Consider the following 23,566-nt stretch of genomic DNA (forward strand, 5'->3'; position numbering starts at 1 on the left):
GATAGGTATTTACCCTCATAGTCTATAAGAGAAGTGTGAGGTGAATATATGAGCGTTACAACCGGGGAATTAGTAACACGCAAATCATATAATAATGACCTGCTTTTTCGAGTTGCTTCAGTAAAAAAAGATAGTGTTAATTTATATGGGGAGGACATTCGCTTGCAGGCTGATGCCCCAATTAGCGACCTCCTGCAGGTGCAAGCCAGAGAACTGGAAAAACGGCGGCAAAAAGGAAAGGAACAAGAGGAATTTTCCTACCGTTTATTTCGACAAGATTACCAGTTAATGCGGGAAAAACGGGAATATCAATCAACGGATGGTTATCTCTACAATGCGAATTATTTCCAACTACCAGCGAAAGTGCTTCATTTGGATGGTGATCAACATTACTTACGAAAATGTATCGAATTATATCAACGGATGGGGTTGCAGGTACATGGTGTGCATTTGCATGAAAAAGACATGCCAGTTGAGATAGGTGCTTTGGTTGAGCGAATTCAACCGAACATCATTGTGATAACCGGACACGATTCCTTTTCCAAAAACAAAGGCATTAAAGGTGACCTTCGAGCGTACCGGAATTCCAAATATTTTGCTGAAACCGTAAGAGAGGCAAGACGCGCGAATCCGCATTTGGATCAGCTTGTGATATTCGCGGGGGCATGCCAATCTCATTTTGAATCCATGATACGTGCAGGTGCTAACTATGCAAGCTCTCCACTACGTATCAATATCCACGCACTTGATCCTGTTTTTATTGCCGCCAAAATTGCATACACACCATTTATGGAAAAAGTTAGTGTCTGGGATGCCCTAAGAAATACATTAACAGGTGATAAAGGGATGGGCGGTGTAGAAACAAGAGGCTTATTGAGAACGGGTTTACCATATGTAGAAGATAAATCGGAAGAATCAACGGAATAATATGTACATCTTGTCCTTGGTTTCCCGAGGGCAAGAGTGGATTTTCCAACAGAATGTACAAGTTGATACATAAATTGTTAACATTTACAAATAATAATACGAAATAGCGCATTTTAATGTTGACAGTAAAATTGCTATGCTGTTATAATATATAGTTTTATTTGACTGTTAAACAAGCCTATGGTATAATTATTTCCAGTGAGGTGGAGTGTAGTGGCTAAAACATTAATCGAAATTAAGCAAGGTCTTGAGTGTCAAGTCGGAAAACGTTTGAAATTAAAAGCTAACGGCGGAAGAAGGAAAACGATTGAACGGTCTGGCATATTAGCTGAAATGTATCCTTCTGTTTTTGTTGTCGAGCTAGACCAAGACGAAAATGCATTCGAACGTGTTTCATATAGCTATGCAGACGTACTAACAGAAACGGTAGAAATAAGCTTTCCTGATGATAGAACGGCGATATCATAATGGAGCAGTAGACAAGTAATTGTTTACTGTTCTTTTTTTCAAAGTTGGGAAAATATATAATTGTAACTATACCATAGATTGGATAATATCTGCTACGTACATAAAAATTTTCCTATTTTGTATACATATAACGGGTGTTTAAATGGGTCTGTTGCATAAACTATAGATGTCGTAATAAACTCATGCAGATAAGTTTTATGCTTTCTTATTTGCCAACAATGAAAGGGGTTGTTCTTTCATGGCTAGACGTCGAGGAATCATGTCAGACCAGATGAAAGAAGAAATTGCCAAAGAGTTAGGATTTTACGACACGGTAAAGCAAGAGGGCTGGGGAGGCATCAAGGCAAAAGATGCTGGCAACATGGTGAAACGAGCAATTGAAATGGCCGAGCAAAACATGCAGGAAAAGGACAGACCCTAAATGGGTTTGTCTTTTTCTGGTTATTGATCACGTAAAAGTACGCTACATTCTCCTAAGAATCATGCTTTTTTTGTTTGAAAGACTTATTATATCTCGTCAAATTCAGTCTTCATTCAAAAGTCGCCTCCATTTTTTTAATGTGTTACAATTTGATTATATTTTCAAAGTAGGTGACGGTGATGGTTCTTTTTGAAAAGGCGCCGGCAAAAATCAACTTATCGCTCGATGTGCTAAGTAAACGGGATGACGGTTATCATAATGTGGAAATGATCATGACCACCATCGACTTAGCAGATCGTATTACATTGCGCTCCATCAACCGGGATCGAATTGAGGTTTCGCTTGAGAGTAGATTTGTGCCAAGTGATGAGCGGAATTTGGCGTATAAAGCTGCAAATGCTTTTAAACAGAAGTACGGAATAAAAACAGGGGTGCATATTCATATCGAAAAAAGCATTCCCGTGTCAGCTGGACTTGGTGGTGGTAGTACGGATGCTGCGGCTGTGCTACGAGGAATGAATCGTTTGTGGAAGTTGGACATCCCTACAAGTGAGTTGGCAACGATTGGAGCAACGATTGGCTCTGACGTTCCTTTTTGTGTATACGGTAATACGGCAATCGCGAAAGGACGGGGAGAAATAATCGAGCCACTATCCTCTCCGCCTTCCTGTTGGGTTGTATTAGCCAAACCGGATATCGGCGTTTCAACCCGAACCATTTTTCAGCGGATTCAAGTAGAAGGACTCTCACACCCCAATACCAGTGCAATTATGGATGCACTTAGGCAAAAGCATTTTCATAAGATGTGCGCCCATATTGGGAATGTACTGGAGGATATTACATTAGCCGTCTATCCGGAAGTGCAGCGGATTAAATGTAGAATGGAGCAGGCAGGAGCCTCAGGCGTTCTTATGAGTGGCAGCGGGCCGACGGTATACAGTTTGGTTGAGCATCAAAGTAAAGCACAGCGTATTTATAATGGCATGCGGGGATTCTGTGAAGAGGTATACTTAGTGCGTCTGTTAGGATAAGCATTGCCTAAATACGTATAAAGGTGATATATTTAATGTAAATATTCGGTTTTGAGGTGTGGAAATGAAAAGAAGCAATCGGTTAGTTTCATTGACGAACTTTTTTCTGGAAAATCCGAGAGAACATAGGCAGCTTCCTTATTTTGCTGATGTATATGAATCATCCAAGTCATCACTAAGTGAAGATTTGGATATTATTAATGAGGTTTTCCAGCGTGAAGAGCTTGGATTTCTGGAAAGAACCTCCGGCGCATCCGGAGGGGTTCGGTATATTCCTGAGTTTTCACGTGAAAAAAGTATTCAATTTATTCAAGAACTTCGCCGCAAGTTGGAGGATCCATCACGAATACTCCCGGGCGGTTATCTATACATGAGTGATATCCTGGGGGACCCGGGGCAAACGAGAGAGATCGGTCGTGTATTTGCATCCGCATTTGCGCGCCAACCTATTGATGTCATAGTTACAGTTGCTACCAAAGGAATAGCCTTAGCATATGCTGTTGCATCTTTTCTCGATGTTCCTGTTGTGATTGTTCGCCGAGATCCCAAAGTTACAGAAGGATCGTCTGTAAGCATTAATTATGTTTCCGGGTCATCACGTAAAATACAAACAATGGTACTCCCGAAGAGAAGTCTGAAGGAAGGAGCGAATGTTTGTATTATTGATGATTTCATGAAAGCTGGTGGAACCATTACAGGAATGATCAATTTACTGGAAGAGTTCGATGCAAATGTAAAGGCAATTGGCGTACTGGCTGAAGCGGATGATGATGAAGAGGATCGTGTCGTTGAAGAGTATACTTCCCTAGTTAAAATAACCAATGTTGATATGAGAAGGAAATATATTGAAGTCCATCCAGGAAATTTCACTGATCGTTAGCAGTTTAGATATTGTCTCCATCTTTCCTATTTTAAAAAATATTTAATTTTTTTCTTGTTTAGGCAGGATTTTCTTTTCTTTTGTTGAACTAGTTAAATAAGTTTAAATGGGAAAAGGTGGTGAAGCATCATGGAAGTAACTGACGTAAGATTACGCCGCGTTAATACGGAAGGAAGGATGCGAGCAATTGCATCCATTACGTTGGATGGGGAATTTGTTGTACATGATATCCGCGTTATTGATGGAAATAATGGACTATTTGTTGCAATGCCTTCCAAGCGCACCCCTGATGGTGAATTCAGGGATATTGCACATCCGATCAATTCAGGGACTCGCGCAAAAATTCAAGATGCTGTATTAGAAGAATATCGCCATTCAGGAAAGGTTAAAGAGGAATATGAAGAAGCCGGCGCCTCCTGATAGGTATGAATAATAAGAGGTCTAATCTTTCTTCAGGTTAGGCTTCTTTTTTCCCGTGTACGTTTCTTCATTCGTGATTTTGGCAGTTGATAGAAACTGCGACGTAAGTGTGCTTGTTAATCCACCGCTACGGAAACACATTTCGCTTTCCGCGGGCGGCTGATGAGCCCCCTTCGTGCTGACGCACTCCGGGGTCTCACCGAGGCCTCTGCTCCCGCAGGAGTCTCAATGTGTTTCCTCCGCTGGTGTTCCAATTCCTACTGTTAAACGGTATTCGTAAACTATGTTCAAACTACAGGTGTCCTCTTACCAGTTCGGGAACGCGCCGGGCGGTGACTCCTGTGGGAATAGCACGTGTCCGAAGACCCCACAGCGGTGGTCTTCCGCGAGGAGGCTGAGGCCGTGCTCACGGAAAGCATCCGTCCGGCGCGTTCCCGAACGGCGACGAGAAATCACACACTACGTCGCAGTTTTTCTATCTTGCGCGTCGTAAGTTTCCATTTATTTAAAATAACCTCCTTCATAAAAAATCCCACCAAGCTATTATTTATTGAAATTAAGAGCTTTTTACGATATATTCATAAGGGAGAAAAAGAAATATGGAGGTTTCTTTATGACGAAACGATATGCTGTTATTCTTGCAGCAGGACAAGGGACCAGAATGAAATCCAAGCTCTATAAAGTACTTCACCCAGTACTGGGGCGTCCGATGGTTCAGCATGTCATTGATCAGATAAAAGCGGTTCAACTTGATCAAATGGTTACGGTTGTCTCGCGTGGTGCGGATAGAGTAGTCGAACATATAGGAAGTGACAGTGCGTTCGTGATCCAGGAGGAGCAACTCGGAACAGGACATGCTGTCATACAGGCAGAAGATGTATTAAAAGATAAAGAAGGCACAACGATGGTGGTTTGTGGAGATACACCGCTGATAAGCACCGAAACCTATCAAGCCCTTTTTGAACACCATGAGAAAGAAGGAGCCAGTGCTACCATTTTAACGACAAAGACGAAAGAGCCCTCTGGATATGGAAGAGTCATTCGCAGTGAAACGAATGAAGTTGAGCGTATAGTGGAACACAAAGATGCGAATGCGAATGAACGACTTGTAGAGGAGATTAATACAGGTACATATTGCTTTGATAACCAAGCTCTTTTTTCAGCGTTAAAGGAAATATCCAATGATAATGTGCAAGGTGAATATTATTTACCTGATGTGATCGAAGTGTTGCGTGGTAGGCAGGAGAAAGTATCGGCCTTTATAACACCGGACTTTGAAGAAACATTAGGAATTAATGACCGCTTGAGCTTGGCTCAGGCAGAAAAAATAATGAAGCATCGGATTAATGCGAAGCATATGCGTAATGGCGTTGCGATTATAGACCCGGATCATACATATATTCATCCGGATGTTGTCATCAAGCCGGATGCAGTAATCCACCCAGGGACAATCCTAACAGGTGCAACTACCATTGAGTCAGATGCTGAGATTGGACCGCATAGTGAGGTCAATAATTGTTATGTTGGCTCAGATTCAGTCATCAAACAGAGCGTCACTGCGAATAGCAAAATCGGAGAACGTGTGAAAATTGGCCCTTATGCGCATATTCGACCGGAATCTGCCATTGAAAATGATGCGAAGGTCGGTAACTTCGTTGAAATTAAAAAGGCGACAATCGGGACAGGTAGTAAGGTCTCCCATTTAAGTTATATGGGTGATGCACAAATTGGAAACAATGTAAATGTCGGTTGTGGTACAATAACAGTGAACTATGATGGAAAGCATAAATATTTAACAACCATTGAAGATGATTCATTTATCGGTTGTAATTCCAATTTAATTGCACCTGTAACCATTGGAGCCGACTCCTATGTTGCTGCAGGATCAACGATTACAAAGGATGTTCCTGCGGCGTCTCTGTCCGTTGCCAGAGCAAGACAGACCAATAAAGAAGGATATGCTACAAAACTGAAAAACAGACAAAATGATTAACGGAGGGTTTAGCTCATGGTGTCCAGCTATAAGGATCCATCTTTAAAAGTATTCACATTGAATTCAAACCGCCAGTTAGCAGAAGAAATAGCCGAACATATTGGAACAACACTTGGAGAATGCACAGTGAAGCATTTCAGTGATGGCGAAATTCAGATTAATATTGAAGAAAGTGTTCGTGGGCATGATGTTTATGTTGTACAATCGACAAGCGCTCCGGTTAATCAGCACATGATGGAACTGCTGATTATGATCGATGCATTAAAGCGAGCATCAGCAAGTTCTATTAATATTGTTATGCCATATTATGGGTATGCAAGGCAGGATAGAAAGGCCAGAGCACGTGAGCCCATCACCGCTAAGTTAGTAGCTGATTTATTTGAAACAGCCGGTGCGGATCGTGTGATTACACTTGATTTGCATGCACCACAGATACAAGGTTTTTTCGATATACCAATCGACCATCTGCAAGGCGTTCCAATTCTCGCGGAATACTTTAAAGAGAAAAATTTTGAGGATGTTATTGTTGTCTCCCCGGATCATGGCGGGGTTACGCGAGCAAGGAAGATGGCCGATCGTTTGAAGGCACCAATAGGCATTATCGATAAACGCCGTCCGCGTCCGAATGTTGCTGAAGTTATGAATATTGTGGGTAATATTGAAGGCAAGACAGCAATCTTAATTGATGATATTATAGATACTGCTGGAACCATGACTTTAGCAGCAAATGCTTTAGTAGAAAACGGGGCCAAAGAAGTATATGCATGCTCTACCCACCCGGTACTATCTTCTCCGGCAATTGATCGAATTGATAATTCACAATTGAAAGAGTTGATTGTTACGAATTCGATCCCACTACCGGAAGAGAAACGCAGTGCGAAAATCAAAGAATTGTCTGTTGCACCACTTATCTCAGAGGCAATCGTACGTGTCCATGAATTGCAATCTGTGAGTATCCTGTTTGATTAAAGTTTAGATAACCTGTATAACGGGAACTATAAATATAATGTTTTATCATATAAGCAATAAATATAACGTTTAAAAATAGTTGGAGGATGATCAAAATGGCAAGATTACAAGCAAAGAAAAGAGACGACCTTACAAAGTCTGCAACGAAAGAAATCAGGAATAATGACAGAGTGCCTGCAGTCGTTTATGGAAAAGGGAAAGACCCTAAGTCCATTTCGGTAAATAGTATTGAACTCGTTAAAACCGTTCGTGATGAAGGCAGAAATACTATTATTTCTTTAGATATTGAGAATGACAATGATAAAGCGGTAGATGTCATGTTGCATGACTATCAAATGGATCCACTTAAAGATGATCTATTGCATGCCGATTTTTATATTGTAAATATGGAGCAGGAAATGGATGTTGAAGTAGCACTTCGTCTGGAAGGTGAAGCACAAGGTTCAAAAGACGGTGGTGTATTGCAGCAGCCGTTATATGAACTGCAGGTTCGTGCAAAACCAAGAGATATTCCTGAAGAAATCACAGTAAACATTGAATCAATGGGAGTTGGTGACAGTATAACTATTGCTGATCTACCAAAAGCAGCAAAATATGAGTTTCTTGAAGACGAAGATACAACAATAGCCACCATACTAACACCGGACACATTGGATGATATAGAAGAATCATCAGATGAAAATGCTGAACCGGAATTAGTTGATGGCGAAGACGACGAAGAGAAATAAATCATAACAATTGCAAGCCCCTCCTTTGATCATTTAGGAGGGATTGTTATATGCTTACACATTAGGAAAGCATAAACATTTAAAGTTCCAAGTATAAGAAAAACATACCCCATTCGCTAAAGGATAAGCGAATGAGCGTTTTTCTAATAAAAAGGAAGAAATAAAATGAAGTGTATTGTTGGGTTAGGAAATCCAGGAAAAAAATTTAAAGATACCCGTCATAATGTTGGATTTATGGTCATAGAAGAGTTATTAAAGCGGCATCAATGGAAGTTAAATAAGAAGAAATTTAATGGTAAATATGCTATAGAGTCTTCCACTCAAGGTGAAAAGGTTATTCTTCTTGAACCACAGACATATATGAATCTGTCAGGGCAATCAATCAAGCCTTTAATGGATTATTATAATATGGATGTGGAAGATGTTCTGATCATCTATGATGATCTGGACTTACCACCGGGCAAAATCCGGCTAAGGCAAAAAGGCGGTCATGGTGGCCACAATGGGATCAGATCAACCATTGACCATTTAGGAACGAAGGATTTCAAACGGCTTCGCCTTGGAATTGGCAGACCAACAACGCAAGTGCCGGTCATTGACTATGTCCTGGGGTCTTTTTCAAAAGGACAGCAGGAAGAAATAGACAAAAGCATTAATCTTGCAGCAGATGCCTGTGAAGCCTGGATGGAAAAACCGTTTCTTGAGGTAATGAATGAGTATAATGCTTGAATGACACATCGTTTAGAATACAATGGATGGTAGGATGTATAAAATATTACTTTTCGGATAAACTTTTAAGGTATGTTTTCAAAAATTTGTCGCCAATCATGTGGTGATGTTTTGAATAATTAACATGTGTTGTTTATTCGAGGAGGTTGTTTCCATGGCGATTGTCTATAAATGCAGGCATTGTGGCAATGTGATCGGAAAATTGGAAGAAAAAGTAGTTGACACATCCCTGTTGGGGTTTGATCAATTAACAACAAAGGAAAAAAGAGAAATGATACATTATGCGGATAATGGAGATGTCCATATTCAAGCCATTTGCGAAAATTGTGAAGAAACACTGGGGCATCATCCACACTATCATGAACTTGATTTTTTCATACAATAAAAGATGCAACAAAAGCTTTGGCTCAAATGCCAGGGCATTTTTGCGCTTACGTAAGTACTGCGTGGGGGTTTAACAATGAAAGGTATTCATCATTATTTACAATCAAAAGAAGATATAGAGTCTATTTTACAAGGTGTTACCAGGGGAATGAAAGAACAGCTTGTTGCGGGCTTATCCGGCTCTGCAAGAAGTTTGCTTGTGTCGCTGATTAACGAATCTGCCAAGAAGCCCATTTTGCTGGTGACACACCAATTAGTACAGGCACAACAACTATATGACGATTTGGCGGAATTTGCCGGAGAAGATGACGTTTATTTATATCCTGTGAATGAATTGATCGCTTCTGAAATTGCCATTGCCAGCCCGGAACTCAGGAGTCAGCGAATCGATGCGTTGACAGCTTGGTCGAAAAAGCAATCTGGGATTTTAATTGCACCAGTAGCTGCATTAAAGCGGATTTTACCACCAACAGACTACTTTAGCACATACCAACTACGATTTACGCTTGGAGAGACCATCGATATTGAGTCATATCTGTCATCATTCGTAGATATGGGGTACGTGCGGCAGGAGATGGTAGCGGCGCCCGGGGAATTTAGTGTGCGTGGTGGAATCATAGATATTTATCCAATAACCGAAGAATACCCGATACGTATAGAATTATTCGATGATGAGATTGATTCTATACGCTATTTTGATGCGGGGACACAGCGGTCTTTGGACAAACAAAAGGAAGTCATTGTCGGACCGGCGACAGAATTACTACTAACCGAAGAAGATATTCTTTCAGCTGCAGGAAGACTTGAGAACGCACTGGCGGAAAGCTTAAGCAAGATGACGGATGCAGAAGGGAAAGAAGTATTAACAGAAACCATCGAACAGGATATTGCGCGCTTGAGGAATGCGGAGCATTTTCAGGAAATGTATAAATATATTGGATTCCTCTATGAAAATCCCGCTAGTTTGTTAGACTACCTCCCTTCTAATGGATTGATTATATTCGATGAAATGAATAGAATTCAGGAAACTGCTACAAACCTGGATACGGAGGAAGCGGAGTGGTATGGAAGTCTACTTGAATCAAATCAAATGGTAAGAAATAGTACATTCTCCTTTGATTGGCATTCCGTATGGCATCATATTCACCATCAGCGGTTGTATATGTCTGTATTTTTAAGGCATATTCCAAATACACAACCGCAAAATATTATTAATCTTTCTTCCCGGGCGATGCAAGAATTCCATGGCCAAATGAATTTGTTCAAAAATGAGTTAAAGCGCTGGGAAAAAGGGGATTACTCTGTTGTTATTTTAGCCCCAAATAAAAAACGTGCAGACAAAATTCATTCTATTTTCATGGATTATGATATTGAAGCAGCAGTCGCAGAAAATCCGGAACTACCGGTAGGAATCCCTACGATAGCTATTGGGAATATAAGTAGCGGCATTGAATTCCCGATGCATAAACTGGCGTTAATAACGGAAAATGAACTGTTTAAAAAGCGAACCAAAAAGCCGAGAAAGCAGCAGAAAGTATCTAATGCCGAGCGGATTCAGAATTATCAGGAATTAAAAGTGGGAGACTATGTTGTTCATGCAAACCATGGTGTTGGTAAATATTTGGGGATTGAGACGCTGGAAGTCAAAGATTCACATAAGGATTACATGCTCCTCAAGTACTCCGGCGATGATAAGCTTTTCGTGCCAATCGATCAAATTGATCTCGTACAGAAATTCGTTGCTTCCGAGGGTAAAGAGCCGAAGCTGTACAAATTAGGTGGATCGGAATGGGCGAAGGTGAAGCGAAAAGTACAGTCATCGGTAGAAGATATTGCTGATGATTTAATCAAGCTATACGCGGAAAGACAAGAAAAGCAAGGGTATGCCTTTTCCGAAGATAGTGAGATGCAGCGTGAATTTGAAGCATCATTCCCGTATCAAGAAACCGATGACCAGATTCGCTGTATCGAAGAAATTAAGCAGGATATGGAAAGAGAACGTCCGATGGATCGCTTGCTTTGTGGGGATGTTGGTTATGGAAAAACAGAGGTAGCTATACGTGCCGCATTTAAAGCAGTGGCAGATGGAAAGCAGGTTGCGATTTTAGTACCGACCACCATCTTAGGTCAACAACATTTTGAAACCATCCAGGAGCGTTTCCAGGATCACGCGGTCAATATTGCTCTATTAACACGATTTCGAACGAAGAAACAACAAACAGAAACACTGAAAGGGTTAAAGACAGGAAATGTTGATATCGTTATCGGCACCCATCGCTTATTATCAAAAGATGTGGCATACCGAGATTTGGGGCTGCTGATCGTTGATGAGGAACAGCGCTTTGGTGTTAAACACAAGGAAAAAATTAAACAATTAAAAACAAATGTGGATGTACTCACGCTAACAGCAACGCCAATACCAAGAACCTTGCATATGTCCATGCTCGGAGTACGCGACCTGTCTGTCATTGAGACACCACCTGAAAATCGTTTTCCCATTCAGACCTATGTGATGGAATACAACCCTGTTTTCTTACGTGAATCGATTGAGCGGGAACTGGCACGTGGCGGTCAGGTATTTTTCTTATACAATCGGGTGGAGAATATTGATAAGGTTGCCAGAGATGTGAATATGCTTGTGCCGGATGCTAGAGTAGCGGTAGCACATGGTCAGATGAATGTAGCTGAACTCGAAAATGCCATGTTTGGCTTTTTAGAAGGAGAATCGGACGTATTGGTCAGCACAACCATTATTGAAACAGGTGTCGATATCCCAAATGTGAATACGCTAATTGTGAATAATGCCGATCACATGGGACTAAGTCAGCTCTATCAGTTGCGTGGTCGTGTAGGACGTTCCAACCGTATCGCATATGCGTACTTTACCTATCAAAAAGATAAAGTACTCACAGAGGTGTCGGAAAAGCGTCTGCAGGCTATTAAGGAATTTACCGAATTAGGTTCCGGTTTTAAAATAGCAATGCGTGATTTGTCGATTCGTGGAACCGGAAATTTACTAGGTGCCCAGCAACATGGTTTCATCGATTCTGTCGGGTTTGATATGTATTCACAAATGCTCAAAGATGCAATCGAGGCTCGTAAAGCAGGCAAAGAGGTAGAAGACATTCAGCCCTTTGAACCTGAACTCAACTTGGATGTGGATGCATATATCCCGGAATCCTATATTAAAGATGAGAAGCAGAAAATTGAAATTTATAAACAATTCCAAGCGATTGAATCATCGACAGATATGGATGATTTAAAGGATGAATTAATGGATCGGTTCGGTGATTATCCACCGGAAGTGGGGCATTTATTTGCTGTAGCTTCCTTGAAAATGTATGCCAAACGAGAACGCGTTGAATCCATCAATGAAAAGAATAAAAAAATCGAACTATTGGTGGATGAGAGCCGAAGCCAGCAAATTGACGGCTCAAAATTATTTGAACTTGCAAATGATTTTGGGAGAGGTGTGCAATTAGGGACAGAGCACAGTAAATTGAAAATAGTCGTTAAAGACACGGGTAATTCCCGCTTCGATCGTTACAAAACTGTAGAAAACCTTGTTGATAAGTTGCAAACAGTGGACAGAGAATAAAAATTTGGTATCTCATGTATAGTCTTCCTATGATGATTCATACTAAAACCACAACTGGTGATTTTTGTAATTGAAAAGGGCTTTAAATGCGTGTTCAAAAAGGAGGACAAAAAGGACCGAGAAGTTCGAGGCGACGTAGCTTGAGTACCGGAACGTATGCAATTAATACGTGAGGAATGGAAAAGCAAGTATTCGTGAGAAATTCGATATGTCATTTTTACCGGACTTTTTGAACATCTTCTTTGTACAAAAATTAATCATCATAAGAAAGAGAGGCTACTTAGATATGAAGGCAACAGGTATTGTACGACGTATTGATGATTTAGGCAGGGTAGTTATTCCAAAGGAAATTAGAAGAACACTACGCATCCGTGAAGGAGATCCACTGGAAATATTTGTGGATAGAGAAGGCGAAGTTATTCTGAAAAAGTATTCACCGATAAATGAATTAAGTCACTTCGCAAAGGAATACGCAGAAGCATTATTTGATTCCCTCCAATCCCCAGTACTGATCTGTGACCGGGACGAAGTAATTGCCATAGCCGGTGAATCAAAAAAGGACTATTTAAATAAAAATATTGGGTCTGAAATGACAAAAACAATTGAAAACCGCTCTCAGGTTTTTGAAACGGAAACAAGCAATATCGAAGTCATTGATGGTAATGAACAGGAACTGCAGTCCTATTGTATCAGTCCAATCATCGCAAACGGAGATCCAATCGGCTGTGTCATGATTTTTTCCAACGATGAGGAATTAAGTAACATTGAGAAAAAGGCAGTCGAAACTGCTGCAAGCTTTTTAGCTAGGCAAATGGAGTAAATAGGTAAATAGGGACTGCCTCTAGAAAGTGTAGACTTTTTGGAGGCAGTTTTTTTGTACCCGTTGATATCCAAGACTTCCTCCGTAGATTGGATCTTCTCTGAATAGATTAGGTGAGATGATGAATACGATGATACGTTTCAACAAGAGATGGTTCGGATATATATAATTAAAGAAAGAAGGTGGTTTTTATGAGTAAGGATACAAATCGGCACATGCCAAAGGACGTTGGACTCGACAATACTGTAAAAGCCCTGAGAGAAGGGTATCAATTTATCGCAAACAGGCGGCATACCATGCAGTCAAACGTATTCGAAACAACACTTCTTGGTGAAAAGACGATTTGTATGTCCGGAAGTGAAGCAGCGAAAGTGTTCTATGATAATGATAAATTCCGGCGTGCGGATGCCGCTCCCAGCCGCATAAACAAAACCCTTTTTGGTCAAGGTGGGGTCCAGGGACTTGACGGTGAGGCGCACCATCATCGAAAGGCGATGTTTATGAATGTGATGAACACTTTCAATCTTGCCCAAACGCGAGCGCTCACGTATAAGTATTGGATGAAGGAAGTAGCGAAATGGGAAGATAAGGAGGAAGTCGTACTGTACGAAGAATGCAAAAAAATACTTACCCAGGTGGCATGTGAATGGGTTGGTATTCCTTTAGAAGAAGAAGCAGTTGCAGACACTTCCTATCAACTTGGAGATTTGTTTGAGTCACCAGCTGCGATTGGTCCTACCCATTGGAAAGGTCGTCATTCCCGTTCGAAATTAGAAGAATGGGTGGAAGCTTTCGTGAATGATGTTCGTGAAGGGAAAAAAGACGTACCTAAAGAACGTCCCCTTTATTTGTTTTCCTGGCATAGAGACCATGAAGGGGAATTATTGGACGAAGGAACAGTAGCGGTGGAGTTGCTGAATCTGCTTCGCCCTATGGTTGCTATATCAATCTATATTGCTTTCACGGCCCAAGCGTTGGAAGAATATCCGGGGGAAGCAGATAAACTGAATGATGGCTCTGAAGATAAGCTCCATCGGTTTATTCAAGAAGTTCGACGCTTTTATCCGTTTTTCCCTTTCGTACCAGCACGTGTAGATAAAACGTTTACGTGGGACGGCTATGAATTTGAAGAAGGAACCTTGACACTTATGGACCTTTATGGAACCAATCATCATCCAAAAGAATGGACGGACCCATCTCTTTTTAAGCCTGATCGTTTCCAATCATGGGATAAGAGTCCGTTTGACTTTATCCCACAGGGTGGTGGCGATTTTAATATCGGGCATCGCTGTGCTGGGGAATGGCTTACAATCGAGATTCTGAAAGAAAGCTTAAACGTTCTGGTTAATAAGCTTGATTATGAAGTGCCTGAACAAGATTTGTCGTTCAGCATGAATGATATGCCAAGCCTTCCGAAAAGCAAAATGATAATAACAAATGTACAGCGGGTTGAGGAGCACGAAGGTAGAAAAAACAACCAGGAATAGTGGCCTCTGAGGATTAAGAAAACATTTATACGAAAGTTGGCGAGAGGTATTAAATAACGCCAACTTTCCTGTTTTTATCTTCTTTTTTCACTTGATGGATAGCTTGATTAAAATCAAACGCACCAATAAAATTATAAACGATAGTGATTTCTTGTGTTTTTGTTTTCTTATCTTTCGCTGACACGAAAATCTTATCAGGAAAGGATGTCTCTGTTCGTTTTGTAGTCATGAAAAATCAATTCCTTTTTAGAATTATGCATTTCAAAAAATCAGACGGCTGTTGGTGACAGCTCCAATAATAATTGCCATTTTAAATTAGATATTAAAATGAAAGGCTACTTTTTTGAACCTATGGTATATTTCTATATTAACTAAATTCAATATGGAAACCGTTGTTTTAAGTGCGAAAACTATATAGAAAGTAAATATACAAACGGCGGTTTTGAAAATAAGACATTTCAAAACCGCCGTGTTTATTTACTTTTAGATACTAATCGAAAAATTTAAAGTGAGCTGAAATATTGTAGCTGTTATTGATCATAAAAACAATTAATATCGGTTCTTTTTCAGTAAAATTATTCATCTTTTTTCTACATTTAGTATGTAAAGATGAGGTTGACCATGACCTAACGTCATGATGTATACTTTTAAATGAATTGGGGTGAATAGATTTGAATGAAAAAATGTACACGGTTAAAGAATTTGCTGATCTAACTGGCGTCACGGAACGTACCCTCCGTTACTATGATCGAAAAGGAGTATTGGTTCCGACGAATTATAATAAAAAGGGTCATCGCTTATACAATCATGAAGACATCATTAAAATGCAAAATATTTTAACACTTAAGTATTTAGATTTTTCTTTGAAGGAGATAATTGAAAATCTCTCTAAGCATTCAATAAATAGTGTTCATGATACATTGGATAAACAAAAAGAGATGCTCAAGAAAAAAAGAGCTGAAATAGATAATGTCATTCGGACAATTACAAGAGTAGAACAAATTATTAAGCAGGAAGAGGTTGAAAGCGATCTATTGCTAGGAATAATTCACTCGATTCAAATTGAGAAAAGACAGGAAGATTGGCTATCTAATCACCTTACTAAGCCAATTGTCGATCAAGTATTCATGCAACATATGTCTGAGGAGGAAAAGCTGAATACCGAACGTGAGCAGGTAATTGCTATAAACAAGCTACAAGCCTTTTATGAGAATGGAATTTCCCCAAATGCTACAGAAGTTCAAAATTTAATGAAACAATTAGAAGAGATTCTAAACAAAGTTATAGAACCAGAATATCAAGAAGAACTAGAGAAACTGAAGTCGGAAGAAAGCTCGACATGTTATTTTTCCCTTATTTCAAAAGGGCTCCAAGAATATGCTGCAGAAGCCTCAAGAATATTAAATGAGGAAAATAATATAGCAAAAGATAATATCGGGGGAGGGGATCAATATAAAAGTTAATCGACTTCAAATATCCATTTTAATTATGATACTTTCTATGGTAATGATAAGCAGCTATATTATTTTGCGTTCAAGTAATGTTCGTTTTCTAGTCGTTATATTGTTAACGTTGGCTTTAATAATCTTATGTCCATTAAGTATTTATTTCCTTTTGATACGTCCTAGATCTATGCCGAAATTACTAATATATTTATCATTTATTTTAGGCTTAGTGATCGCCTATGTTATTATACCAACTTCCCAAAAAGGCTTTTTAAAGCAAATGTTAGTATGGATTATTCCTATATTGGGAATTAGTATCTCCGCTTTTTTATATATAGTATAGTGAAAATCATTATTCGATATAAGAAAATGAATATGAATAAGCGTTATAGTTTTCTGGAAGTTATTAGAATAGAGCTGGAGCCTATATTGGGTAATGGCTTTGTGTTAGAAGCCATTTTAACAGAAATTAGCATTTTCTATTATGCAGTATTTGGTTTCATAAGACAAAGAAACAAGAGAGTGGAGCATACGCATATCATAAGACTTCACAAATAAAAACTATGGTCATCGTATTTTCAATTCTCATCGCTATAGAAGGAGCGGCCCTTCATTTTGTGGTTCAGTTATGGAGTAATATCGCTGCATGGATTATTACCTTATTAAATATTTATGCGCTATTTTATATGGTAGGACTTTATAATTCTGCAAGGTTTTTGCCTCATATTATTTACCAAGATAAGCTTATCTTACGTTTGGGATATCAGAGCAGTGTTGAATTGAATATTAATAATATAGAAACAATTAAATTGGCTCAATACCAAGGAGGAATTGGAGAGAAAATACCTAAAACAACATATTATTCGTCGTTGAACATCGATACTCCACAATATGAAATACTTTTAAAAGAGCCAGTTTTAATGAAAGAGGCTTATGGCAGAAAAAGGCATGTTAAAACTGTTGTTTTTAGGGCAGATGAACCTAATGAAATGATGGATCAAATAAACTTGATGAGGAATCAAATTTTGAGTGAAAAGCTAAATTAGTTTGTTATGTTTATTCTTTGTGGAAGAGTAGATTAATGGAAAAGAGACACCTAAGTTCAGGTGTTATCATTTAGATAAGAGAAGTAAATTAATTTATTGAAATGGAGAAACAATCAATCGTTCATTTCAATTGATTTATTAATACCGCTTATCAAAGATTCAATCAATATTAGCTCTTTTTCAGTAAAATTATCCATCTGTTTTTCTATCCCTGTTAGAGAGGAAGGTTAATACTGGGCGGGGCAAGCCCTGCCCAGTAGAAACAGCACTTTGCGGTCTGGCTGACCACAAAGCATCGTTTCTGCTGTTTTACTTGTTCTAACCAATATAAAGTATGACAGTATCACACTTTTAATATCGTGACATGATTTCAACTTTTCTTCTTGTATTTCATTTCCTCGAACATATCCTTTATGAAAGTCTTTTCCCATAATCTAAAGTAAAAATAGACGCTCATTTTGAACGTCTATTTTTAGAAACTTTGATTTTTGTATAAATTCCACTTGAACACTGCCTAAAAACGTTGATTTTATAAGGCTTCTTCTTGTTTTCTTAAGTCAGCAGGCTCGTCCTCCTGGTTGTTTTTAAAATTTCTTATGCCTAACTATTTATCTAGGTTACCCTCTAAATATAGATGTTTTATGGAGTCAATTCCGTAATTTTTAGTACTCCGATGTTACGTTTCTTCTTGCCATATAGTAGGTATAGTCGTAGGATAAACTGTAGATTTCTTCTGATTAGCCAGTAGATAGATTATTTCATTGTATTCGAAAGAAATAGGCTGGGCGCCAAGTATAACCGCTCTGGTATAAACATTATTTCCAGATCCCAGACGGAGACGGATATTGGCATTACCTTCTGATGCATCATTGCCGATTCGCATAGTCACCGTAACTTCAGCTTCTCCTGATTCGTCCGCCTCTAAAACACCAATGCTTTGATAGCCATAGTTATCCGGCCAGGTACCATCTTCATTTTGTATTTGTGAAACAGCTTTACCGCCATCAAGATAGATTTGCACTTCTGCATTGTTGATCACATGACCGGGTTCCATATCCGTCAACGTTATTGTAGCCTCAAATGGTGTACTATCAACAGGAATTACTTCCGGTATATCAAAATTATATGTGATATCCTTCGGTGGACTTACCTCAGATCCAAAAGCACCGTCTGCAAATGTCGACGGATCATACCATAAATAGTCCTCCGCTGGCTCTCTCCATGGTTCACTTTCGGGCTCCGAAGAATTTTCAGGTATCTCCATATCCAATGTTGGGGAAGCGTCGTCTAAAGGAATGTCAACTTCGGAGAAGGTCTGATAATTCTCTTGATCGGCTAACCAATTCACTGTATTAACCAATAACAAACCATTATCTGCTTCCGTAAAACCGTCGTAGGTACGCTTCGTCTCCCCATGCTCCTCGTTACGATATTTCGGTGTGCTGTCCTCTATCGGAGAAGAGTCTCCAATAAATGCAGACTTTCCATCTCCTTTTTTTCCTATAGCAGCAAACGGACCTTCATCCATTCCACCACCAAAATAAACACCCTGATCGACAGCATTATTCCATTTATTTCTATCCCGCGATAATTCCTCAGGCAAATATACAATACCTTTGGCGATCTCGGGATTCATTACGGCAAGAGTCGATCCTGCATGAATAGTTATTTCGTTGACACCTTCTGTTATGTCAAAAGCTTCTCCTGAAGGAATGATATCATCTCCGATGGTATTATCAATTGCATTATACCGGAACCGGACTCCAAATTCTTCATTCAGCCAGTCGGTACTTTCCACGTCCTTCATTGCTTCCTGTTCTCCGGAACTCATACCTTTTGTCGGATTTTCATATGCCCCACGCCGCCAACCATTCATTATTTCATTCGAGTCCCAACGGTTGAAATTTCGATCAGCATTGTAATGATCGGCTATAAAAAAGACGCCACCTCCATTATCGGCATATGTAGCAATAGCTTTTTGTTCTGACGTCTTAAAGGGAATTTGAGCTTCCGGGATGACAAGTACATTGAAATTTTCTAAATCCTCGAGTGATAAAGGTTCTGTGCTTCGGTGCTCTTGCACAACGTATCCTTCATCTGCCAAAGCTTGAGCAAAATCGGAGAAAGCTCCATCAATTACCCAGTCGGATTGTCCTGCAGTCTGTCCATGACTGTTATCAAACAGAACTTTCATTCCGTTTGACTGTTCAGGGTTGAATACAGGGGCAGGGTCATTGGGACCTTCTGCCTCAATGATACTCCCAAATGCAAAAAAAGATACAAGACACAAGGCTGACATTGTCCATCTAAAAACATCTTTCATTTTACACGCGCCTCTCTATTGAATGTAATAATTACAGATAATTCTATTATAACAAAAAATTAAAAAATCACATTAACTATTTAAAGGATTTTCCTTTAAATCAAGTAATACATATAATTTACCTTTTTTTAATAAAATTATATGTATTATTTAATATACTTCATGTTATAATTATGTAGAATTTCGAAATAATAGGTAATCAACTTTATTAAATTGGGAGGTTTTATCAGTGACGTGGAAGAAAGCGGGCATTTTTCTATTTACCTTATCTTTATTGTTTTTAGCTGCGTGTGGGAGTTCAGATGATACATCCGCTGAAGATAACTCATCAGATGGTGATACATATGTACCTGATTCACTGACAGTACAGTTTGTTCCTTCTCAAAATGCGGAAACGCTAGAGGCGAAAGCAAAGCCTTTAGAAGATTTACTAGAGGATGAACTTGATATTGATGTTACTGTAAGTGTTTCAACAAACTATAACTCCGTTGTCGAAGCATTGGCTTCCGAGCAAATTGATATAGGTTTCCTGCCGCCGAATGCATATGTGGAGGCACATGACGAATATGGTGCAGCAGATGTGCTGCTGCAGTCTCAGCGTTATGGTGTAAATGAAGATGGTACAAATACAGATGAACTTGTGGACTCCTATTACGCTATGTTTATTGCAAAATCTGATTCTGATATTGATAGTATAGCTGATTTAGAAGGCAAGACTATTGCGTTTCAGGACATCACATCATCGGCGGGATATGTTTGGCCTGCTGCTACCTTGTTGGACGAAGGAATTGATCCATTATCGGATGTAAATCCGCTGGTTCTTCAAGGACACGATGCATCTGTTACTGCAGTACTTAATGGGGAGGCGGATGCAGCAGCAATCTTTCAGGATGCGCGCAATGTTGTTTTATCTGATTTCCCCGACGTATTTGAAGATACGAAAGTTGTTGCCCATACAGAACTTATTCCAAATGACACTATTGCTGTACAGACAAATATGGATGAAGAATGGAAAGAAAAAATCCAGCAAGCGTTTATCAGTGTCGGTGAATCAGAAGAAGGCCGGGAAATTGTTCGTGACATATACACACACGAAGGTTATGTTGAATCTCAGGATTCCAATTTTGATATTGTCCGTGAATATTCAGAACGCATTCAGGAACAGTGAAAATGACGACTGTTGTAACGATAGAAAACCTTTAAATGTATAAAACGAAACTTCATTCAGTGAGGTTTTCCCTTCATTCCTACTGAAAGAATAATTGAGTGATTCAGGAATTTATTTCTTTTCTCTATTTTAAAGATGGAAGTAGATGGTTGGTTATTCTTTGATAGTTTATCAAGTAAATCAAGCTTTACAGCATCATTCCAGAAAGGATGTCTAAAAGGATTCACCCTTTTAGGCATCCCTTTTAGGATTTGTCTACGTTTTTAAAACCTCCCCACATTTTTTGTGTATGGGAATCTGTATACAGTCAGCTTATAGCCGGCTATTTCTGATAAGAAAGTTGGGTAAATATGATTGAATTAAATGACGTTTCAAAAGTCTATTCAAACGGTGTAAAAGGGTTAGAAGATATTAATTTAAAAATTAAGAAAGGTGAATTTGTATCGATTGTCGGTTTATCAGGCGCTGGTAAATCTACATTGCTTCGTTCGATAAACCGTCTCATTAATATTACTACCGGTGAAATAAAAATAGATGGGAAGTCTATCACTGCTGCATCTGAAAAGCAGTTGCGACTAATCCGCAGAGATATCGGGATGATTTTTCAGAGTTTCAATCTTGTAAAGCGTTCCAGTGTGTTGCGCAATGTGCTCTCTGGGCGTGTTGCTTATAATAATACGTTGCGTACACTTTTAAACCTATTTCCACAAAAAGATGTGGATCTTGCTTTAGAAGCTTTGGATAGAGTGAATATATTGGATAAAGCCTATACAAGATCCAGTGAACTGTCTGGCGGACAACAACAACGTGTTTCTATCGCACGCACATTGGCTCAGGAAGCCAAAATAATTCTGGCTGATGAGCCAACAGCATCACTTGATCCAGTAACTACCAAACAGGTCATGGACGATCTCAAAAACATCAACACAGAAGATGATGCCACGGTTATTATCAACCTGCACTTTGTCGATCTCGCAAAAGAATACTCGACAAGAATCATTGGCCTCCAGGAAGGGAAAGTCGTATTTGATGGTACACCAGAAGAGGCAACAGAAGAGGTTTTTGAAGAAATTTATGGTCGCTCCCTACAGGAAGATGAATTGCTCGGGGAGGAAATTCTATGATGGACACAAAACTGAATAGCCCCTTACCGGTAAGGCCTTCAAGGTGGTCATTTTACTTATTTCTCGTTGGTCTGTTTGTAATTGTGTTGCTTAGTGCCATTTATATTGGAGCGAACCCGCTTATTTTATTCCAGAACATTGACAATATGGTTGATTTAATTGTCAGTATGTTTCCTCCTGCTTGGTCGTATATAGCTACGACAACGCCGGCTATGCTGGAGACAATCCGTATGGCACTACTCGGAACAACCATAGGGATGATATTTTCCATTCCTATTATGTTTCTATGCGCACGTAATATTTTCCGGACCCGCTGGCTAGTGGAATTATCGCGGATCGGTTTGAACGTTTTACGTACGATTCCTGATCTGCTTTTAGCTGCTATTTTTGCTGCAATTCTTGGTTTCTCACCGCTAGCCGGAATTGTTGCCTTATCTATCTTTTCGATTGGCATTATTGCAAAACTATCCTTTGAGGCGATTGAAAATATTGATAACGGTCCACTGGAATCAATGACTGCGGTAGGGGCAAATAAATTACAATGGATTGCTTTCGGAGTTGTCCCTCAAATACTCCCACATTTTGTTTCCTATGTGCTTTATACGTTTGAAATCAATATCCGTGCTGCAGCCATTCTTGGTTTAGTCGGAGCAGGCGGTATTGGTATCTATTATGATCGTGCACTCGGTTTTTTCGCCTACGACCAGGTGCTGGCGTTAATTCTATATACCTTAGTCGTTGTCATTATTATTGATTTAATTAGTTTGAATATAAGGGAGAAACTGCTATGAGTCAACGTGATCAACTAAAAAAGGCACGAGTCAAAAGAAGAGGAAAACTTGCCCTTCTTCTCATTGCTCTGGTTGTCCTATATGTCTGGGCATTTTCCGGGATTGAGTTCAAGGGTATCCAAGAAACAGCTGGCCCTGTTACAAAAAACATATTAAAAGGCTTTATTTCGCCAGATTGGAGTTATGTATACAGTCCTGATGGTGAAGATTTAATCAGAGGGCTAGTGGAAACTCTGGCTATAGCCATTGTTGGTATTGTTCTGTCTGTTATTTTTGCAATTCCCATAGGGCTCTGGGCATCCAAAAACCTAAGCTCGAACTTTCTTGCTTTCCAAAGCGGTAAGGGTTTACTGAGCTTTATCCGTACGCTTCCTGATATTATTCTTGCCCTTCTTTTTATCAAAGTAGTTGGCCCTGGTGCATATGCGGGGATGCTGGCCCTTGGTATTGGAGCGATCGGGATGCTGGGTAAATTATATGCGGAAGAAGTCGAAGCAATGGATCCGGGGCCAGTTGAATCCATTACAGCTGTCGGAGGGAATAAATTGCAGCAGCTTGCCTTTGGAGTCATTCCTCAAGTATTGCCTGGTTTTATTTCTGCAACACTTTATCGTTTTGAGATCAATATGCGTTCTGCAGCCACCTTGGGTCTTATTGGTGCCGGAGGAATCGGAACATCGTTAATTTTTGCTATTCAAGGACGAACCTGGGATCGCGTTGGTATGATTCTTATTGGAATTGTCGTCGTTGTATTAATCGTCGACCTGATTTCCAGTGCTTTGAGAAAAAGAATTGTTTAACAGATGGTATAATG

23 protein-coding genes are annotated in these 23,566 nt (G+C 39.6%); 20 read left to right on the forward strand and 3 right to left on the reverse strand.

Going from position 1 to position 23,566, the window contains the following annotated elements; genetic code table 11:
* Positions 1 to 48 precede the first annotated feature (48 nt).
* The 14 genes from yabG (at position 49) to cypC (ending at position 14,855) form a co-directional block, all read left to right on the forward strand.
* Positions 49 to 927, forward strand: a complete 879-nt coding sequence (gene yabG, locus KFZ56_RS00455; RefSeq protein WP_222639336.1) for a sporulation peptidase YabG — start codon at positions 49 to 51, stop codon at positions 925 to 927.
* A gap of 213 nt (positions 928 to 1,140) precedes the next feature.
* Positions 1,141 to 1,395 (forward strand): biofilm formation stimulator Veg, encoded by a 255-nt coding sequence (gene veg, locus KFZ56_RS00460; RefSeq protein ID WP_222639338.1) that lies wholly within the window; start codon positions 1,141 to 1,143, stop codon positions 1,393 to 1,395.
* A 238-nt stretch (positions 1,396 to 1,633) separates the two neighbouring features.
* Positions 1,634 to 1,816: a small, acid-soluble spore protein, alpha/beta type gene (locus KFZ56_RS00465; protein WP_222639340.1), complete on the forward strand. Its 183-nt coding sequence runs from the start codon at positions 1,634 to 1,636 to the stop codon at positions 1,814 to 1,816.
* Between the two features lie 179 nt (positions 1,817 to 1,995).
* A complete protein-coding gene (gene ispE, locus KFZ56_RS00470) occupies positions 1,996 to 2,847 on the forward strand; it encodes a 4-(cytidine 5'-diphospho)-2-C-methyl-D-erythritol kinase (protein ID WP_222639342.1) in 852 nt (283 codons plus the stop codon).
* Positions 2,848 to 2,911: 64 nt separating this feature from the next.
* Entirely contained in the window at positions 2,912 to 3,727 is an 816-nt protein-coding gene (purR, locus tag KFZ56_RS00475; protein WP_222639344.1) for a pur operon repressor, read from the forward strand.
* A 129-nt stretch (positions 3,728 to 3,856) separates the two neighbouring features.
* Positions 3,857 to 4,147 carry a septation regulator SpoVG gene (spoVG, locus tag KFZ56_RS00480; protein ID WP_222639346.1) on the forward strand — a complete coding sequence of 97 codons (291 nt, stop codon included), beginning with the start codon at positions 3,857 to 3,859 and terminating at the stop codon, positions 4,145 to 4,147.
* Between the two features lie 613 nt (positions 4,148 to 4,760).
* Positions 4,761 to 6,140 carry a bifunctional UDP-N-acetylglucosamine diphosphorylase/glucosamine-1-phosphate N-acetyltransferase GlmU gene (glmU, locus tag KFZ56_RS00485; protein WP_222639348.1) on the forward strand — a complete coding sequence of 460 codons (1,380 nt, stop codon included), beginning with the start codon at positions 4,761 to 4,763 and terminating at the stop codon, positions 6,138 to 6,140.
* A gap of 15 nt (positions 6,141 to 6,155) precedes the next feature.
* Entirely contained in the window at positions 6,156 to 7,109 is a 954-nt protein-coding gene (locus KFZ56_RS00490; protein ID WP_222639350.1) for a ribose-phosphate diphosphokinase, read from the forward strand.
* 95 nt (positions 7,110 to 7,204) lie between these two features.
* Positions 7,205 to 7,837: a 50S ribosomal protein L25/general stress protein Ctc gene (locus KFZ56_RS00495; RefSeq protein ID WP_222639352.1), complete on the forward strand. Its 633-nt coding sequence runs from the start codon at positions 7,205 to 7,207 to the stop codon at positions 7,835 to 7,837.
* A 165-nt stretch (positions 7,838 to 8,002) separates the two neighbouring features.
* Positions 8,003 to 8,566 carry an aminoacyl-tRNA hydrolase gene (pth, locus tag KFZ56_RS00500; RefSeq protein ID WP_222639354.1) on the forward strand — a complete coding sequence of 188 codons (564 nt, stop codon included), beginning with the start codon at positions 8,003 to 8,005 and terminating at the stop codon, positions 8,564 to 8,566.
* A 154-nt stretch (positions 8,567 to 8,720) separates the two neighbouring features.
* Positions 8,721 to 8,951: an anti-sigma-F factor Fin gene (fin, locus tag KFZ56_RS00505; RefSeq protein WP_222639356.1), complete on the forward strand. Its 231-nt coding sequence runs from the start codon at positions 8,721 to 8,723 to the stop codon at positions 8,949 to 8,951.
* A 75-nt stretch (positions 8,952 to 9,026) separates the two neighbouring features.
* Positions 9,027 to 12,548, forward strand: a complete 3,522-nt coding sequence (mfd, locus tag KFZ56_RS00510; RefSeq protein WP_222639358.1) for a transcription-repair coupling factor — start codon at positions 9,027 to 9,029, stop codon at positions 12,546 to 12,548.
* A 286-nt stretch (positions 12,549 to 12,834) separates the two neighbouring features.
* Positions 12,835 to 13,368 (forward strand): stage V sporulation protein T, encoded by a 534-nt coding sequence (gene spoVT / locus KFZ56_RS00515; RefSeq protein WP_222639359.1) that lies wholly within the window; start codon positions 12,835 to 12,837, stop codon positions 13,366 to 13,368.
* 191 nt (positions 13,369 to 13,559) lie between these two features.
* Positions 13,560 to 14,855 carry a CYP152 family fatty-acid peroxygenase CypC gene (cypC, locus tag KFZ56_RS00520; protein WP_222639361.1) on the forward strand — a complete coding sequence of 432 codons (1,296 nt, stop codon included), beginning with the start codon at positions 13,560 to 13,562 and terminating at the stop codon, positions 14,853 to 14,855.
* Between the two features lie 49 nt (positions 14,856 to 14,904).
* Here the strand turns inward: cypC and KFZ56_RS00525 are convergent, their stop codons facing one another.
* Complete coding sequence (locus tag KFZ56_RS00525) at positions 14,905 to 15,084, reverse strand: DUF4368 domain-containing protein (RefSeq protein WP_222639363.1); 180 nt, start codon at positions 15,082 to 15,084, stop codon at positions 14,905 to 14,907.
* Positions 15,085 to 15,526: 442 nt separating this feature from the next.
* Between KFZ56_RS00525 and KFZ56_RS00530 the strand changes: the two genes are divergently transcribed.
* Complete coding sequence (locus tag KFZ56_RS00530) at positions 15,527 to 16,318, forward strand: MerR family transcriptional regulator (protein WP_222639364.1); 792 nt, start codon at positions 15,527 to 15,529, stop codon at positions 16,316 to 16,318.
* A gap of 599 nt (positions 16,319 to 16,917) precedes the next feature.
* The gene (locus KFZ56_RS19395; RefSeq protein ID WP_255584742.1) at positions 16,918 to 17,346 is read left to right on the forward strand and encodes a hypothetical protein; all 429 of its coding nucleotides are present in this window, start codon (positions 16,918 to 16,920) and stop codon (positions 17,344 to 17,346) included.
* Positions 17,347 to 17,459: 113 nt separating this feature from the next.
* On the opposite strand, the gene KFZ56_RS00540 is transcribed toward KFZ56_RS19395, so the two are convergent.
* A complete protein-coding gene (locus tag KFZ56_RS00540; RefSeq protein WP_222643845.1) occupies positions 17,460 to 17,543 on the reverse strand; it encodes a hypothetical protein in 84 nt (27 codons plus the stop codon).
* Positions 17,544 to 18,022: 479 nt separating this feature from the next.
* On the reverse strand, positions 18,023 to 19,669 hold the full coding sequence (locus tag KFZ56_RS00545; RefSeq protein WP_222639365.1) for a motility-associated ABC transporter substrate-binding family protein: 1,647 nt from the start codon (positions 19,667 to 19,669) through the stop codon (positions 18,023 to 18,025).
* 229 nt (positions 19,670 to 19,898) lie between these two features.
* On the opposite strand from KFZ56_RS00545, the gene KFZ56_RS00550 reads away from it, so the two are divergent.
* The 4 genes from KFZ56_RS00550 to phnE (KFZ56_RS00565) all read left to right on the forward strand — a co-directional run bounded on the left by KFZ56_RS00550 (position 19,899) and on the right by phnE (KFZ56_RS00565) (position 23,552).
* Positions 19,899 to 20,837, forward strand: a complete 939-nt coding sequence (locus KFZ56_RS00550) for a phosphate/phosphite/phosphonate ABC transporter substrate-binding protein (RefSeq protein WP_222639368.1) — start codon at positions 19,899 to 19,901, stop codon at positions 20,835 to 20,837.
* A 350-nt stretch (positions 20,838 to 21,187) separates the two neighbouring features.
* Positions 21,188 to 21,961, forward strand: coding sequence for a phosphonate ABC transporter ATP-binding protein (phnC, locus tag KFZ56_RS00555; protein WP_222639370.1), 774 nt, complete (start codon positions 21,188 to 21,190; stop codon positions 21,959 to 21,961).
* Positions 21,961 to 22,752 (forward strand): phosphonate ABC transporter, permease protein PhnE, encoded by a 792-nt coding sequence (gene phnE, locus KFZ56_RS00560; protein WP_222643846.1) that lies wholly within the window; start codon positions 21,961 to 21,963, stop codon positions 22,750 to 22,752. Before phnC ends, phnE (KFZ56_RS00560) begins: the two co-directional genes overlap by 1 nt.
* The gene (gene phnE / locus KFZ56_RS00565) at positions 22,749 to 23,552 is read left to right on the forward strand and encodes a phosphonate ABC transporter, permease protein PhnE (protein ID WP_222639371.1); all 804 of its coding nucleotides are present in this window, start codon (positions 22,749 to 22,751) and stop codon (positions 23,550 to 23,552) included. Before phnE (KFZ56_RS00560) ends, phnE (KFZ56_RS00565) begins: the two co-directional genes overlap by 4 nt.
* The last annotated feature ends 14 nt before the right edge of the window (positions 23,553 to 23,566 follow it).

The organism is Virgibacillus sp. NKC19-3, assembly GCF_019837165.1.
Lineage (GTDB): Bacteria > Bacillota > Bacilli > Bacillales > Amphibacillaceae > Virgibacillus_L > Virgibacillus_L saliphilus.

Bases quoted from the DNA above. Each gene is read 5' to 3' on its own strand.
- yabG (WP_222639336.1), top strand. From the start codon at position 49: ATGAGCGTTACAACCGGGGAATTAGTAACACGCAAATCATATAATAAT.
- KFZ56_RS00465 (WP_222639340.1), top strand. From the start codon at position 1,634: ATGGCTAGACGTCGAGGAATCATGTCAGACCAGATGAAAGAAGAAATT.
- ispE (WP_222639342.1), top strand. From the start codon at position 1,996: ATGGTTCTTTTTGAAAAGGCGCCGGCAAAAATCAACTTATCGCTCGAT.
- purR (WP_222639344.1), top strand. From the start codon at position 2,912: ATGAAAAGAAGCAATCGGTTAGTTTCATTGACGAACTTTTTTCTGGAA.
- spoVG (WP_222639346.1), top strand. From the start codon at position 3,857: ATGGAAGTAACTGACGTAAGATTACGCCGCGTTAATACGGAAGGAAGG.
- glmU (WP_222639348.1), top strand. From the start codon at position 4,761: ATGACGAAACGATATGCTGTTATTCTTGCAGCAGGACAAGGGACCAGA.
- KFZ56_RS00490 (WP_222639350.1), top strand. From the start codon at position 6,156: ATGGTGTCCAGCTATAAGGATCCATCTTTAAAAGTATTCACATTGAAT.
- KFZ56_RS00495 (WP_222639352.1), top strand. From the start codon at position 7,205: ATGGCAAGATTACAAGCAAAGAAAAGAGACGACCTTACAAAGTCTGCA.
- pth (WP_222639354.1), top strand. From the start codon at position 8,003: ATGAAGTGTATTGTTGGGTTAGGAAATCCAGGAAAAAAATTTAAAGAT.
- fin (WP_222639356.1), top strand. From the start codon at position 8,721: ATGGCGATTGTCTATAAATGCAGGCATTGTGGCAATGTGATCGGAAAA.
- mfd (WP_222639358.1), top strand. From the start codon at position 9,027: ATGAAAGGTATTCATCATTATTTACAATCAAAAGAAGATATAGAGTCT.
- spoVT (WP_222639359.1), top strand. From the start codon at position 12,835: ATGAAGGCAACAGGTATTGTACGACGTATTGATGATTTAGGCAGGGTA.
- cypC (WP_222639361.1), top strand. From the start codon at position 13,560: ATGAGTAAGGATACAAATCGGCACATGCCAAAGGACGTTGGACTCGAC.
- KFZ56_RS00525 (WP_222639363.1), bottom strand. From the start codon at position 15,084: ATGACTACAAAACGAACAGAGACATCCTTTCCTGATAAGATTTTCGTG.
- KFZ56_RS00540 (WP_222643845.1), bottom strand. From the start codon at position 17,543: ATGGATAATTTTACTGAAAAAGAGCTAATATTGATTGAATCTTTGATA.
- KFZ56_RS00545 (WP_222639365.1), bottom strand. From the start codon at position 19,669: ATGAAAGATGTTTTTAGATGGACAATGTCAGCCTTGTGTCTTGTATCT.
- phnC (WP_222639370.1), top strand. From the start codon at position 21,188: ATGATTGAATTAAATGACGTTTCAAAAGTCTATTCAAACGGTGTAAAA.
- phnE (WP_222643846.1), top strand. From the start codon at position 21,961: ATGGACACAAAACTGAATAGCCCCTTACCGGTAAGGCCTTCAAGGTGG.
- phnE (WP_222639371.1), top strand. From the start codon at position 22,749: ATGAGTCAACGTGATCAACTAAAAAAGGCACGAGTCAAAAGAAGAGGA.